This is a genomic window from Sphaerobacter sp. (assembly GCF_019683595.1).
Lineage (GTDB): Bacteria > Chloroflexota > Chloroflexia > Thermomicrobiales > Thermomicrobiaceae > Sphaerobacter.
On record NZ_JADGHZ010000030.1, the window covers coordinates 14773 to 29490 of the forward strand.

Annotated in this window: 13 protein-coding genes; 1 reads left to right on the forward strand and 12 read right to left on the reverse strand. The window is 69.6% G+C overall.

What is annotated here, in order from left to right; genetic code table 11:
* Positions 1–245: 245 nt before the first annotated feature.
* Positions 246–1025 carry a class I SAM-dependent methyltransferase gene (locus IRZ30_RS05415; protein WP_294083735.1) on the reverse strand — a complete coding sequence of 260 codons (780 nt, stop codon included), beginning with the start codon at positions 1023–1025 and terminating at the stop codon, positions 246–248.
* 62 nt (positions 1026–1087) lie between these two features.
* Positions 1088–1909: an HAD-IIA family hydrolase gene (locus IRZ30_RS05420; protein WP_294083737.1), complete on the reverse strand. Its 822-nt coding sequence runs from the start codon at positions 1907–1909 to the stop codon at positions 1088–1090.
* A 182-nt stretch (positions 1910–2091) separates the two neighbouring features.
* Here IRZ30_RS05420 and IRZ30_RS05425 point away from each other — a divergent pair, with 182 nt between their 5' ends.
* The gene (locus IRZ30_RS05425; protein WP_294083738.1) at positions 2092–3309 is read left to right on the forward strand and encodes a M20 family metallopeptidase; all 1218 of its coding nucleotides are present in this window, start codon (positions 2092–2094) and stop codon (positions 3307–3309) included.
* Positions 3310–3462: 153 nt separating this feature from the next.
* On the opposite strand, the gene IRZ30_RS05430 is transcribed toward IRZ30_RS05425, so the two are convergent.
* From IRZ30_RS05430 to IRZ30_RS05475, 10 genes are all read right to left on the reverse strand, one after another.
* Entirely contained in the window at positions 3463–4374 is a 912-nt protein-coding gene (locus tag IRZ30_RS05430) for a DUF4349 domain-containing protein (protein ID WP_294083739.1), read from the reverse strand.
* A gap of 393 nt (positions 4375–4767) precedes the next feature.
* Positions 4768–4992 carry a DUF2905 domain-containing protein gene (locus IRZ30_RS05435; RefSeq protein ID WP_294083740.1) on the reverse strand — a complete coding sequence of 75 codons (225 nt, stop codon included), beginning with the start codon at positions 4990–4992 and terminating at the stop codon, positions 4768–4770.
* Between the two features lie 27 nt (positions 4993–5019).
* Positions 5020–5145, reverse strand: coding sequence for a hypothetical protein (locus tag IRZ30_RS05440; RefSeq protein WP_012870928.1), 126 nt, complete (start codon positions 5143–5145; stop codon positions 5020–5022).
* A gap of 146 nt (positions 5146–5291) precedes the next feature.
* Complete coding sequence (gene clpB / locus IRZ30_RS05445; protein ID WP_294083741.1) at positions 5292–7904, reverse strand: ATP-dependent chaperone ClpB; 2613 nt, start codon at positions 7902–7904, stop codon at positions 5292–5294.
* Positions 7905–7998: 94 nt separating this feature from the next.
* Entirely contained in the window at positions 7999–8358 is a 360-nt protein-coding gene (locus IRZ30_RS05450) for a MerR family transcriptional regulator (protein WP_294083742.1), read from the reverse strand.
* 773 nt (positions 8359–9131) lie between these two features.
* Positions 9132–10826 carry a D-alanyl-D-alanine carboxypeptidase family protein gene (locus IRZ30_RS05455; RefSeq protein ID WP_294083743.1) on the reverse strand — a complete coding sequence of 565 codons (1695 nt, stop codon included), beginning with the start codon at positions 10824–10826 and terminating at the stop codon, positions 9132–9134.
* Between the two features lie 342 nt (positions 10827–11168).
* The gene (locus IRZ30_RS05460) at positions 11169–11948 is read right to left on the reverse strand and encodes a 1-acyl-sn-glycerol-3-phosphate acyltransferase (protein WP_294083744.1); all 780 of its coding nucleotides are present in this window, start codon (positions 11946–11948) and stop codon (positions 11169–11171) included.
* Positions 11945–12655 carry a (d)CMP kinase gene (cmk, locus tag IRZ30_RS05465; protein ID WP_294083745.1) on the reverse strand — a complete coding sequence of 237 codons (711 nt, stop codon included), beginning with the start codon at positions 12653–12655 and terminating at the stop codon, positions 11945–11947. Before cmk ends, IRZ30_RS05460 begins: the two co-directional genes overlap by 4 nt.
* Entirely contained in the window at positions 12552–13520 is a 969-nt protein-coding gene (locus IRZ30_RS05470; protein WP_294083747.1) for a pseudouridine synthase, read from the reverse strand. The genes cmk and IRZ30_RS05470 overlap by 104 nt, the downstream gene beginning before the upstream one ends.
* Before the next feature lie 66 nt (positions 13521–13586).
* A partial coding sequence (locus tag IRZ30_RS05475; RefSeq protein WP_294083748.1) for a D-alanyl-D-alanine carboxypeptidase family protein occupies positions 13587–14718 on the reverse strand: 1132 nt, incomplete at its 5' end.

Here is a 14718-nt window from a genome sequence, read left to right on the forward strand (position 1 = left end):
TTCCCGGGCAAGCACAAAGGCTCGTCCATCTGTTCACCATGGGCGCGTATGTGACGTTGATTCTACGGACGATCTCTGACGGCTCCCTTGATGGCGTAGAAGTCGCCAGTGTAAATGTCGTCAGGTGACGGGGTGGCCGTGGAGACGACCGAGCAAGAAATGTTTGTGTGAGGCTATCTATTTCCCGAAGCGATCACATGTATCTGGCAGGGGTTCCGTATCGGCGGGTACGGCGGCCCGAGCGGCTAGTTCCGCGGGTCAAGCTTCACCGCAGGCGACGAGGCGCACCGCCGCGCGGTGAGGTGGAGCCCGGCAGCCAGGTGGCGGCCGCGGTAGAGGCGGTCCTCGAGGTAGGAGAGGCGCCAGGTCGGGATGAAGACGGCTCGCGCGATGGCGTTGACCGCTGCCGGGGGTAGCAGGCCCGCACCGCCGCTGTTGCGCTCGCGCTGCCAGTAGTCGACCACGTCATGGATCTGGCTGACCAGGTGGAACCCGTACGCCCGGTGCTCCACGCTCAGACCGGCCTCCCACAGCTCGCGGAAGACCTCCTCTGGCGTGAAGTGGTTGATGTGGCCGACGTGGTCCCGCTTCCAGCGGTTGATCGGGATGCGGCGACTCCGCCGCAGCAGGTGGTAGACCGTGCCCGGCTTGCCCTCCAGCGGCACGAAGGCGTGCAGCACGCCGCCGGGGCGGAGCACGCGGGCGATTTCGGCGAGCATCCGCCGGTGCTCCGGCACATGCTCCAAGAGGTCGAAGAAGAGGACGGCGTCGAAGACGCTATCGGCGAAGGGGAGGAGGCTGGCGTCCAGGCAGACCAGATCGTGGGCCCGAGAGCGGCGACGCGCCTCCCGGAGGGCGACCCGGCTCAGGTCGGCACCCAAGACGGTGAGATCCGGCCGCTCGCGACTCAGGGCGCGAAGGTAGCGCCCCGCGCCGCAGCCGAGCAGGAGGACGCGACCCTGCACGCCGGCCAGCGCCGCCAGCGCGTGCCGCAGGCGCAGCGAGGCCAGGCTGCGGTCGTGCACCTGGACCTCATCCCGCCCCTGGATTTTGGATGGATCATCGATGTCGTAACGTCCGACGCGCCTCACGGGATCGTCCGGTAGTACTCCAACAGCGGCGCCAGATCCGGCACCACGACATCAGGCTGGAGGGAATCTGTCGTCAGGTCCGCTGCGCCGGTCACGCCCGTCAGCACCAGCACCGTAATGAAACCGGCACGGTGCCCCGCCTGGATGTCGGTGTCGAGCCGATCTCCCAGCACCGCCGTCGAATCGGGGCTGATCCCCATCAACTGGCCGGCCTCAACCAGCATCCCCGGCTCCGGCTTCCCGATGACGATCGGCTCGCGGCTTGTCGCCACCCGCAGCGCCGCCTGGATCGCCCCCGCGCCGGGGACCAGCCCCTCTTCCGTCGGGAAGGTCGTGTCCGGGTTGGTCGCCACCCAGGTCGCCCCGCGCCGGATGGCGAGGCAGGCACGCGCGAGCTTGTCGTACGTCAGCTCCCAGTCGGCCCCGGTCACCACGACCTCGGCGTCCAGGTCAGCGGGCTGATAGCGACCATCGCCGAAAATCGCCTCGCGCAGCGCCGCCATGCCTAGTACGTGCACCCGCGTGCCGGCCGGATACCGTTCCTCCAGCCAGGCGCGGGTGGCGAGGCTCGAGGTGACGATCCGCTCGGGCGGAACGGGGATGCCCATCCGGGCGAGCTTCTCGGTGTACTGCTCGGGCGTACGCGTCGAGTTGTTGGTCGCCATCACGTAGGGGATGCCCCGTGCGTCGAGCGCGGCCAGGAACTCGCGGGCGTACGGCAGCGCCATGTCCCCGCGGTAGAGCACCCCGTCCATATCGATCACGTAGCCGCGCACGGGCGCAAGCCGGGGAGCGAGATCAGCTCCGGCCAGCGTCATGCCTGTGTCCCTCCTCCATCAGGCAGCGGCGGGCCGAGACCCCGCCGCTGTCGCCGCCGGCCAGCATAGCACAGCCTCCGCACCCAGCCAAAGCCGATCCGGGGCCACGGCCCGCCTGCTATACTGCCGCCGGGCCCCAACAGGGCAGGGATCGGTGGCGACACCGCGGAAGGGAGGACCGCATGACCCTAGCGAGCCCACGGCTCGACCCGAAGCAGGCGACGCAGGTGCTGGCGCAGATCGATGAGCGCGAGGTAGTGGAGTTCCTTCAGTCACTGGTGCGCATCCCATCGATTAACCCGCCCGGCGACGTCCGAGACGCCATCGCCCGCTGCCGCGAAACCCTGGAGGCGGCCGGCTTTGCCATCGAGATCCTCGCTGAGGAGGAGACGAAGCCGAACCTGATCGCCCGGCTCGAGCGCGGCTCCGGCCCTGTGCTGCTCTGGAACGCCCACGTCGACGTGGTGCCGACGGGAGAAGAGTCGGCCTGGACCCACCCGCCGTTCGGCGCCGAGATTCACGACCGCCGCGTCTACGGCCGCGGCGCCGGCGACGACAAGGCCAGCGTCACCGCGCAGATCATGGCCGCCCTCGCCCTGGCGCGCTCGGGCGTGCCGCTGCGCGGCACCCTGATCGTCAACACGGTGGCCGATGAGGAGATCGGCGGCGTGGCCGGATCCCAACTGGTCGCCCAGTCCGACACGATCCGCCCCGACTTCGTCATCGTCGGTGAGCAGACCCTGAACCGCGTCTGCGTCGGCGAGAAGGGCGGGCAGGGAGTCCGGGTCACGGTCTACGGCCGGGCCGCCCACGGCGCGCTCCCCTGGGAGGGCGCCAACGCGATCGAGGGCATGGCCCGCGTGATCGTCGCCCTGCAAGACGAGCTGTGGCCGGAGCTGGCGAAGCGCACCCACCCCTACTTCCACCCGTCCTCAGCCTGCGTCTCACTGATCGAGGGCGGCGTCAAGTCCAACGTCGTCCCCGACCGCTGCACCATCCACATCGACCGGCGCATCGTTCCGGGGGAGAAGCCCGCCGAGGTCGTCGCGGAGATCCGCCGCGTCGCCGAGCAGGCGATCGCCCGGATCCCCGGCCTGCGCGTCGAGGTCGAGCCGGCCGGCTGGGGTGGCAGAGAGGCCACGGTCGTGGCCGAGGATTCCCCGATCGTGAAGGCGATGCTCGCCGCCAACCAGTACCTCGGGTTCGACACCACCCTGACCGGCTTCAGCATGGCCACCGACGGGAGACACTTCGCCGCTCGTGGCTACCCGACCATCATCTACGGACCGGGTGACCCGTCCCTGGCGCACAAGCCGGACGAGTGGGTCGGCATCGACGAGGTGCTGGACGCCACTCGCGCCTATGCCCTCGCCGGCCTTGCCATCCTCGGCGGGGCGTAGGAACACCCAACACGACACTGGCGCCGCGTCCGCGGCGCCAGTCTGCTCATACCCACGCAGGCCCCAAGAACAAGCCCCCCTCCCAACGTTGGGAGAGGGGTTGGGGTGCGGGTCGCTCTCGCGGTTCCGCGTGCTGCGTTCCCGGAGATGGCATCACACCTCGGTCGCGCCGGGCGTGGCGCCGCGGCGACGAGCGCGGCGCGCGTAGTACACCGCCCCTGCCGCAACCAGCGGCCAGAGCCACCAGAGGAAGACGACAACCGTCAGCCCCACCGTCGCCACCTGCCCGGCAAAGCGCATCGACGCATCCCACGCCTCGCGCACCACCCGCACGAAGTCGAACTCGTGCGCCGCCCGGCCTGCTCCGGCCCCGACCGGGAGGAGCTGGAGGTCGATCCGCGAGAACGAGGTGCGCCGCTCCAGGTAGTTCAGGCGCCCCTTCATCTGCTCGATCTCCCCACGCACGCGGGCGATCTCCCGCTCGAGCGCCAGGATGTCCTCCAGCCGCGTCGCCTGTCCCTGGAGCGAGAGGAGCCGCTGCTCGGTCGCCTCGGCATTGCGCAGCCGGGCTTGGAGATCCACGTACTCCTCGGTCACGTCCTGGCTGCTGGTGGTCTCGTGGTCCACACGCTCCACCAGCGGGAGGCCCCGCAGCGCGCTCATGGTCGGGTCGAAGCGGTCCGAGGGCACTTCGATCGTCAGCATCGCGGACTGGTAGTCGCCGTTGTAGGAGGTCGATGAGGTCAGGATCTGCCCGCCCTGCGCCGTCGCGATGTCGCGCACCGCGGCGATGGCCTGCTCGACGTTCTGGACCGTCAGCGTCAGCTCGGCGGTGCGCACGATGCGCCGGTCCCAGTCCGCGATCTGCGCGGCCTGGGGTGGCGCCGCTCCAGCGCTCTCCCGCGCGCCATCCGCGCTATCGTTGGTGGACACACTACTGGCTCCGCCCCCCGCACTCGGAGCCACCGCCGACTCCTCGCGCACGCCGCCGCAGGCCGCTAGCCCCAGAGCCAGCACCAGCACTCCCAGCAACAGCACCACCGTCGATCGTCCGGCCGCCCGCATCTGTCTCCTCCTCACTCCACAGCGGGCCATCACGGCCCACCCTGTCAGGATGACGCCCGGCGGCGGCCCTTTGTTCCGCGACGGGACGCGCAAAACCCGCCAAGCCCTCGGTTTCCTGCGAGCCGTCGTTCGGGGCAGGAGAACAACAGGAGCGCCGGCGTCTGGTCTGGCCCTCGTATGGAACTCCCCTCTCCCAAGGTTGGGAGAGGGGTCGGGGGTGAGGGCCGCTCTCGCTGAGCAGTGCCGTTCCACCCTGGAAAATGCGATGTCTTCCTGAGCGCAGCGCCGGATCTCGGCGTGGTGCAACGACACACGCGAGCGATCCTTCGCGTCGCTCAGGATGACCCTCTATTCGGGCCGCAACGCAGGGCACGGCCGCAGCGCGACCTCGCCCTAGCGGCGAAACACGATGTTCAGGATGAGAGTGAGGATCAGGCTGAGGAGGAGCATCGTCGCCAGCGGGATATAGATGGTGACCGGCCCGCGGCGGATGGTGATGTCACCGGGCAGGCGCCCCAGCAGCGGCACCCGGCCGGCCAGGTAGATCATGCCGCCCAGCACAATGAGCGCGAACCCGACGAGGAGGATGATCTTGCCAAGCTGGCTCAGATCGGACATCGCGTCGAGCCGCCTCCCGCCGCGACGCTACCGCCTGCCGAAGAGCTCCCGCAGGTGTGCGCCGATGTCGAAGATGAGGATAAACAGGATCGGGATCAACGCGAGCACGACGGCAGGAATGATCAGTTGGAGCAGATCATGGATGATGCCCATCCCGTGGGTGCCTTTCCCAAGCAACCCGGATCCCCGGTCCTCCGGGCAGCACGACGGCTTCCGTCCGGAAGGACACCTGACGGCCGGCCCGTGCGGACCGACCGTCAGGATTATACGCCAACCGGGGAGAACCGGCGCCGTCGCGCCTACGCCACGACCTCGGCCGCGGACAGCACACCCTGGATCGTCAGCTCGCCATCCGGACCGACATCGACGGTAACCGTGTCGCCTTCGTGGATCTTCCCGGCCAGCAGCGACTTGGCCAACCGGTCGAGCACCTCGCGCTGGATCGTCCGCTTGAGCGGGCGCGCGCCGAAGACGGGGTCGTACCCACGGTCGGCCAGCCACTCCTTGGCCCGCTGCGTCACCTGGAGGGTGATGTTGCGGTCCGCCAGCCGCTCGGCCACCTGCCGGAGCTGGATGTCGACGATCATCGCCAGATGCTCGCGCGTCAGCGCGTGGAAGATGACGATCTCATCGATCCGGTTCAGGAACTCCGGCCGGAAGTGATTGCGGAGCGCCTCGAACACCCGGCGCCGCATCTCGGCCTCGCCTTGCGGCCCCGCCGCCTGGATATAGGCCGACCCTAGGTTGCTGGTCATGATGATGACCGTGTTCCGGAAGTCGACCGTCCGGCCCTGGCCGTCGGTCAGCCGGCCATCATCGAGCACCTGGAGCAGGACGTTGAACACCTCCGGGTGCGCCTTCTCGATCTCGTCGAACAGGACGACCGCGTAGGGCCGCCGCCGGATGGCCTCGGTCAACTGCCCGCCCTCGTCGTAGCCGACGTAGCCGGGCGGCGCGCCGATCAGCCGCGCGACGGTGTGCCGCTCCTGGTACTCCGACATGTCGATCCGCACCAGGGCGCGCTCGTCGTCGAAGAGGAACTCGGCCAGCGCCCGCGCCAGCTCGGTCTTCCCGACGCCGGTCGGCCCGAGGAAGATGAAGCTCCCCAGCGGCCGGTTCGGGTCCTGCAACCCGGACCGGGCACGGCGGATGGCGTTGCTCACCGCCTCGATCGCCTCGTCCTGCCCCACGACGCGCTGGTGCAGCCGCGACTCCATGTGAACCAGCTTCTCGATCTCGCCCTCAACGAGCTTGCTGACCGGGATACCGGTCCACTTGCTCACCACCTCGGCGATGTCGTCGGCGTCGACTTCCTCCTTGAGCAGCTTGCCGTGGGTCTGCACCTCGGACAGGTGCCGCTCTTCCTCCTTGAGCTTCCGCTCCAGCTCGACCAGCCGGCCATACTGCAACTCCGACGCGCGTGCGTAGTCGGCCGCGCGCTGCGCCTGCTCGATCTCATGCCGTGTCTGCTCGATCTGCTCCTTCAGCTCGCTGATCCGCTGGATCGCCTCGCGCTCCTGCTCCCATTGCGAGCGCAACACCTGCTCCTGCTCGCGCAGGTCGGCCAGCTCGCGCTCCAGCTCCTGCAGCCGCTGCTTCGAGGCGTCGTCGCGCTCCTTGCGCAGCGCCTCGCGCTCGATCTCGAGCTGCATGATTCGCCGGTGAAGCTCGTCCAGCTCCGCCGGCATGCTGGTCATCTCCATCCGCAGGCGGGCGGCCGCCTCGTCGACGAGGTCGATCGCCTTATCCGGCAGGAACCGGTTGGTGATGTACCGGTTCGACAGCACCGCAGCAGCGACCAGCGCCGAGTCCAGGATACGGACCTTGTGGTGCAGCTCGTACCGCTCGCGCAGCCCACGCAGGATGCTGATGGTGTCCTCGACGGTCGGCTCACCGACGAGCACCGGCTGGAACCGGCGCTCCAGCGCGGCGTCCTTCTCGATGTGCTTGCGGTACTCGTCGAGTGTCGTCGCGCCGATCGCGTGCAACTCACCGCGCGCGAGCATCGGCTTCAGCATGTTCGAGGCGTCCATCGCCCCTTCGGCCGCGCCGGCGCCGACGACGGTATGCAGCTCGTCGATGAAGACGATGATCTGCCCCTCGGCCTCCTGGATCTCGTTAAGCGTGGCCTTCAGGCGCTCTTCGAACTCACCACGGTACTTGGCCCCGGCGACCATCGCCGCCAGGTCCAACTGCACGATCCGCTTGTCCTTCAGGCCCTCCGGCACGTCGCCGCGGACGATCCGCTGGGCGAGCCCCTCGACGATCGCCGTCTTACCGACGCCCGGCTCGCCGATCAGCACCGGGTTGTTCTTGGTCCGGCGCGAGAGCACCTGGATGACCCGACGGATCTCCTCATCGCGCCCGATGACCGGGTCGAGCTTCCCCTTGCGGGCCAGATCGGTCAGATCGCGGCCGTACTTCTCCAGCGCCTGGTACGTGTCTTCGGGGTTCGTGCCGGTCACGCGCTGCGCGCCGCGGATCTGGCTCAGGGCCGTCAGGACACGATCCCGGTTCACACCCAGCCGCTGCAGCGCCTTGACCGCCGGTGCATTCGGCGTCGCTTCGAGTGCGGCCAGGAGGAGGTGCTCAGTGCTGATGTACTCGTCGCCGAAGGCACGGGCCTCCTGCTCGGCGCGCTCCAGGACACGCCGCAGCCCGGCGCCGAGCACCGGCTCCGCGCTGTACTGCAATCTCGGCGACGCCTCGACCGTCCGGAGCAGTTCCGCCTGCGCCGCCCGCGGGTCGATCCCGAGCCGCAGGAGCACCTGAGGCACGACTCCGTCGCGCTGGCTGACCAGGGCGTAGAGCAGCGGCTCGACGTCGAGCTGCGCAAGGCGCCGCTCTTCGGTCTCCCTTTGAGCAGTAATCAGCGCCTCTTGCGCCTTCTCGGTCAATCGCGATAGATTCATCGGTCAACTCTCCCAAGCAGGTGCCGATACCCCGCGGGCACCGGCAGGGTGTGGGTGCTCCCAGGTCGTGGATGGGTCGCGCGTCCGTCGCTGGCTATTCGACGTCGGGGGAGGTGCCGAGCAACTCCAACAGTGCATCGATCTCTCGAACCAGGTAGTCGAGTCGCCCGTTATTGCGGTCCGAGAGCGACTGGACCTCACGCCGAATGCCGCGGAGCCTGCGGGTCACATCCATGGCAAGTTGCACGCCGGAGAGGTTGATCCCTCGCCGCTCCACCAGGTACTTGACCTGCCGCAAGCGCTCGATGTCGCTCGACGAATAGAGCCGCAGGTTCCCGGCGGTGCGAGACGGCGAGACGAAGCCCTCCCGCTCGTACTTCCGCAGCGTCTGCGGGTGCAATTCCAGCAGCCTTGCCGCGACGCTGATCACGTAGAGTGGTTCGTTCTGACGCATGCGACCTCCCCGGAGCTACCACCGTGTTTCACACGCACGTAGTATAACAGCTTATATGGTTCGTATCAATGTGCGTTGACGACTCGGTGGGCGTGGGTTCCCTGCCCGGGTGCTACCCGATCCAGCCCGCCGGTGTCAACCGCAGGGAACCCATCAGCAGAGGGTACGACGGCAGCCCCGATGGCCTGCCGACTGAGCGATGGCCCTCGAGCGATGCCGTCTGGCAGATGGATCGAGTCTGTAGTCGTGACGCAGGAGCGGGCAGGCCGCCATCCCCCGCGTAGCACGGAGCCCCGCAGCGTAGTCGGTGCCCGGGGCTCAAGCCCCGGGCTCACCACGAAAGCCGGCTCAAGCCGGCTGGAGGAATCGGACTCACGTCCAGGTGGTACGGAATCCAGCGTTCCGGCATGTGCCCGGCGCTCATGGAGTTGGACGAATGATATGGGGGTCCGCCGCTCGGCTCGTGCCCGGGGCTAAAGCCACGGGGCTGAATATGAAAAGCCCACTGAAGGGGCTCTCGTGTCCCGCACCTCGGCGGACCCGATCCGACCACCCACCGGACACCGCGTCCCCAGCCCCTTCAGTGGGCTTCGCTTCCTAGCCCGGCGGCTTTAGCCCCGGGCACGCGCCACAGCGTGGGATCCTTCACGCCACCCGGTCGGATCTCCGTCCTGGGCCAGCTCTAGCGGGCTTCCCATCGTCATCCCGGCGGCTCTGGCCCCAGGCACGTTCCGCGGCGAGAGTGACGCGAGGAGCACGCGCCGGTCCGAATCCTAGACCAACGCTGCGGTGGTGCCGGTACGGGCCAGAACTCGCTCCAGCTCGCGGCTTGAGCCGTAGCTCAACTGGACGATGGTCGCCAGGGTGCGCGCGTCGGCCGGGCGGTTGAGGAGCAGATAGGCGCGCGCCGCCGCGACGTAGCCCAGGGCATCCATGGACCAGAAGCCGGGGCAGCGGGTGAGGTCATAGGTGGGGTCGGCCTGTAGCGACCGGGCGAACTCGTGCGTCGCGGCGCGGTAATCGCCCCGACGGGCCAGGCGCACGGCACGGGACGCGAGTGCCTCGGCCCGGTTGAGCGGCACGACTTGCGGCTCCGCAGGTATCCGCGCCGCGCTCGGCCGCCACACCGGTGTCGTGGGCCGCGCGGTCGAAACGGCCGGCGCGGTCCGGCGCGTGGGGGCGGTCTGAACGGCCAGCGTCGCGCCGGCCGGTGCGGTTCGGCGCATCGGGGTGGTGCGAGAGGCTACCGGCGCGGACTGGATTCGCCGGCGCTGCGGTCGCGGCCGGAACAACCGTGTCAGGAGGCGCGGCACGCCGAGCGCAAGATGGCCGGCCCGGCGACGCTGCCAGAGCAGCCCACCAACCCCGAGGAGAACGGGATAGTTCACGATCAGCGCCAGGGCCAGGCCCATCGTGGCAACCGACGCCAGCGGCCAGCGCCACGACAGTCCGCCGCTCCCCGGCCTCGCATCCGCCGCGTGTACGACCGCCGTCGTGTCGGCCACCCGATCGACCGTCAGCGAGGAGCCCTCCGCCGGCGTTGCCTGGACGGTCGGCGCCGCCACCACTGGCTCGGCCGGCGCCAGCGTGATCCGGGGGCGGGCCGGGTCCGACGGCGCCGCGGCAAGGGCGGCGAAGCCGTAGTCCAGCAGCGAGACCGCGTCGGCGTACCAATCATCGGCCGTGCTGCCGAGCACCACGGCGATGATGGTGTGACCGTCACGCTGTGCCACCTCGACCAGGCAATAGCCCGCATCGTCGGTGATACCCGTCTTGCCGCCGATCAGGCCGGAGTAGCTCGAGAGCAACTCGTTGCTGCTGTAGAGCTCGAAGCCTTCGTCCGCGTAGTACGCGCTCCCGATGATCCGCCGAAACTCGGGATTGCCGAGCGCGTACATCGTGATCGCTGCGATGTCGCGAGCGCTGGAGACGTGCCCGGGCTCGTCGAGGCCGTGCGGATTCACCAGGTGGGTGTGGGTCAGGCCCAGCCGCTGCACGAGCTCGTTCACGCGCGCCATGAAGGGGGCGATCGATGTCGATGAACTGCCGTCCGACGGCTCACTCAGGCCGCGCGCGATCGCCATCGCGGCGTCGTTGCCGGAGGGCAGCATCATGCCGTAGAGCAAGGTGCGGAGGGTAACTTCCTCGCCGGCGATCAGCCCCATGGCCGATTCGCCGACCAGATCGTCTTCCGTAATGGTGATGGGTTGATCGAGGGGTGCCGTCTCTAACGCGACGACCGCAGTGAAGATCTTGGTGAGGCTGGCCGGAGCCATCTCGGCATCCATGCCCTTGTCGAAGAGCACCTCGCCCGTGTCCGCCGACACCACCACCGCATGCGCCGCGGCAATGTCGGGTGGATGGTCCGCCGCGACTACCGCACCTGTCTGCCACCACAGGAGCGACAGTACGGTCAGGAAGAGCAGGTGGCTCTTCCACCGGACGCGCCATGCCCGGCTCCGGCCCACCGTCGGCCTCCCCAATCAGACCTTCCCTACCCGAGACGGTCAAGGCGGCTGCGCGGAGCCACGTCCCCCACGTGGGCCCGGCTGGCCGTGTCGTGCGCGGCCCTACCTTGACCAGTAGGCACCATACTACACCAGACCGCTAGTACGTACAAGTAGGTACGGGACCGAATCGACGTCGCCGGGTCGCCTCACCCGCTCCGCTCGCCCCTGTCCGTGGCGCAGCGACGGCACGCCGCAAGGGCGGATTCGCACCGGCGAGCGAACGCAACGTTCCGCACCGCCGCCCCCCTCGCAGCGGCAAGCTCGCCTGTCGGACACCGTGGCCGCACCGCCGGCGTGCCCCTACCGCCGCTCCTCCCCGGCAGTCGGGAGCGGGGTGGGAGATGGATGCGGCTCCGCGGCGGCTTCGGCCACCCGGTCGGCATAGATGCCGCGGTATTCGGGGGGCAGCAACTTAGCAACCTCGATCATCATGAGGTCGGTGAGCGTCGCCAGGTCGGGACGGCTCCCGTCACCGGTCCCCTCCGGGAGGTAGAAGGGCTTGCCCATCCGCACGCGCACCTTGGGCCACCCCTTCCCCTTCCGTCGTCCCTTCTTCCCGTTGAACGGCAGCACCTCCGTGCCCCAGATCGCGGTGGGGATGATTGGCACTCTGCTGCGCGCCGCGATCAACGCTACCCCGGGATAGGGACTCTTCAGCGCGCCGGTGGTGCTGCGCCCGCCCTCCGGGAAGACGCCGACCAGCCAGCCGCGCGCCAGCTCCTGCTCGGCGTGGCGGAGGGCCTTGCGATCCGGCCGCCCGCGCTCAACCGGGAAGGCACCGGACAACTCGGCGAACCACCGCGCCACCGGCACGCGCCACACGTCGCTCTTGGCCATGAAGAAGACCGGACGCGGGAACGCCGCGATCAGGAGGATCGGGTCGGAGTTGTGGAGGTGATTCGCCACCACGAGCGCACCGCCGCGCGGTGGGACGTTCTCCAGACCTTCGATCCGCATCCCGAGCAGCAGCCGGAGAAGCGGGAGCACGATGACCCGCGCCCCGCGGAACAGTGCCAGCTTGATGCGACGGCGCCGCGACTCCGGCCACGCTGCGTCGTCCGGACTCCCCCCCGTGGTCATCGCGACTCGCTCTCCCCTCCGGCCAGCCGGACGATCTCCTCCACGACCTCCTCGATCGAGCGTCCGTCGGTGACGATGACGACCGCGTCCTTCGCGGGCTTCATCGGCGCGATCGCACGCTCGGCGTCCGCCCGGTCCCGCCGCTCCATCTCCTCCATCACCTCGTCGAGCGACCGCTCGATCCCCTGCGCGGCCAGATCACGCTGGCGCCGTCGCGCGCGCTCTTCCAGGGAGGCGTCGAGCCAGATCTTCACGTCGGCGTCCGGCACGACGACCGTGCCGATGTCCCGCCCGGTCAGGACGACGCGACCGGAGCGGGCGATCCGGCGCTGGACGTCGAGCAACGCCCGGCGCACCGCCGGGTGGGCCGACACCGCCGACACCGCGCGATCGACCTCCGGGTCGCGGAGTTGCTGGGTGACATCCTCGCCCTCGAGCCAGACGTCGTAGAAGCGCCCGTCCGGCTGGGATGGCGGCCGCACCTGGATGTCGAGGTGCCGCGCCAGGCCGGCCAGCCGCAGGCCGTCCTCGGGTGCAACGCCGTGCCGCAGCGCCGCCAGCGTCAGCGCCCGGTAGATCACGCCGGTATCGAAGAAGAGCGCATCAAGCCGGCGGGCCGCCGCGCTCGCCACGGTCGTCTTGCCGGCCGCCGCCGGGCCGTCGATCGCCACGACCAGGCGGTCGCCGGGCACCTCGCTCACCTCCACGCCCTCTCCCGAATCGCTCGCGCGGCCCCGTTTCCGGCCCACCGCGCCGATCACCCCGCCGTGCCGGCCCCGAGCGACGTTCCTCGCCCCGCCGCCCGCCGGGAGCCGACCGGCGCCCCGGTTCCGGCAACGGACGACCCGCCGAGGCAGGGTCCAGGCCAACCGCTTCCAGCAACTGCGTGACCTCCCCCGGCGTCAGGTCGCGCCAGGCACCGAGCGGCACGCCCCGGACGTGGATCGGCCCGACCCGCGTCCGCGTCAATTTGAGCACCGGGTAGCCGACCCGCTCCATCATCCGGCGCACGATGCGGTTGCGGCCCTCGTGGATGACGATGCGGAGCACGGTCCCGGCTTCCTCGATCCGGAGCGGCCGGACCTGATCCGGCACCACGCGCTCCCCGTCCACCGTCACGCCGCGCCGCAACTGGTCAAGCACCGCCGGCGGCGGGTGCCCATCCACCAGGACTTCGTACTCTTTCTCCAACTCGTAGCGAGGATGGGTGATGCGGAACAGCAGCTCCCCGTCGTTAGTGAGCAGGAGAAGCCCCGCCGTCGGACGGTCGAGCCGCCCAGCGGGCACCACCCGCTCCGGCACCTGGACCAGATCCATGACCGTGCGGCGGCCACGCTCGTCGCTGACCGTCGTGATGTAGCCCGGTGGCTTGTTGAGCATGATATAGCGGCGGCGCTCGGGACGCAGCCGCTTGCCGTCCACACGGATCTCCTGGCGCTGCGGGTCCACCCGAACGCCCAACTCGCGGACCACCTGGCCGTCCACCGTGACCCGCCCCGCGGTGATCAGCTCCTCAGCCTTGCGACGGGAGGCCACGCCATGCGCGGCCAGCACTCGTTGCAGTCTCTCCACCGGTCGCTCCTCGCCTGCTCGCCGACCCCGGAGGCATCGTCGGAGCCGGTCGGGAGCAACGGCCCGTCACGGCTGGGACGGATCTCCGGCCTCGCGTCCGGATCGATACACGGGGAGCCGCAGGACCTCCGTTGCGCCCACGTGGAATACTACCTCACCCTGGATAGCCCACGGGGAAGAGCGTCCCACCGGCGCGAGCCGCAGGTCGTACCGCAGCCGATCGGCCTGCCCCGCCGTCAGCAGCAGGGTTCGGTTGGTCATCAGCCGGAATCCGTCGGCCGCGAGCTGGTCCTCCAGGTCCGGGTGATCCCCGTCCCGGCCGAGCCGCACCCAGCGGAAGTGGGTATCCAGCGCGTCGAAGAGGGCGCGCACGTCGTTGAAGCGCTCACCCTCGTCGCTTCCGAGCGTCACCGTGATGACCTGATGGTCTCCGCGCCACGCCACCGCAACTAGATTCTCTCCGTCCTCGGCCGTCGTTCCCGTCTTGATCCCGTGCACGCCCAGTTCCCCGAGCAGTTGGTTGGTGCTCCAGAGCGTGATGTCGCGCGCGTTCGGGCCCTCGACGGAAATGGTCGTCACCGGCCGCGCCACGACCTCCGCCAGGATCGGGTCCTTTAGCAACGTCGCGCCGAGGATGGCGAGATCCCGGGCGGTCGAACGCTGGCCGGGCGCGTCGCGCCCGTCCGGATTGACGAAGTACGTGTTGCGCATCCCCAGGCGCCGGGCGACGCGGTTCATCTCCGCGACGAACGCCGCGCGCGGATCGGCTGCGCCCGGATCCAGACGAGCCCCGACAACGCGGGCGAGCGCCCGCGCGGCGTCACCGCCCGACGGGATCAGCAGGCCGGCGAGCAGGTCACGCACCGCCACGCGGTCGCCGGGCCGGAGGCCCACGTGGGCGTAGATCTCCTCATCGACCAGATCCCCCGGCTCGATGGTGACGAGCTCGTCCAGCGTGGCATGCTGGCGGACGACGAGGGCCGTCAGCATCTTCGTCGTGCTGGCGGGTGGAAAGGGCATGTCTGGGTTGACGGCCGTCAGCGTTGCACCCGTGACGAGATCGACCGCGAGCACAGCGCGGGCGGTGATGTTCGGCACGGGAACCGGGGCGGCGAGCGACCCGTCAGGCACCACCATCGGCCGCGGGGCGGGGCCGCCCCCCGCGCGCCGGGCCCCCCCCCCACCTCGGGGGCGCCGG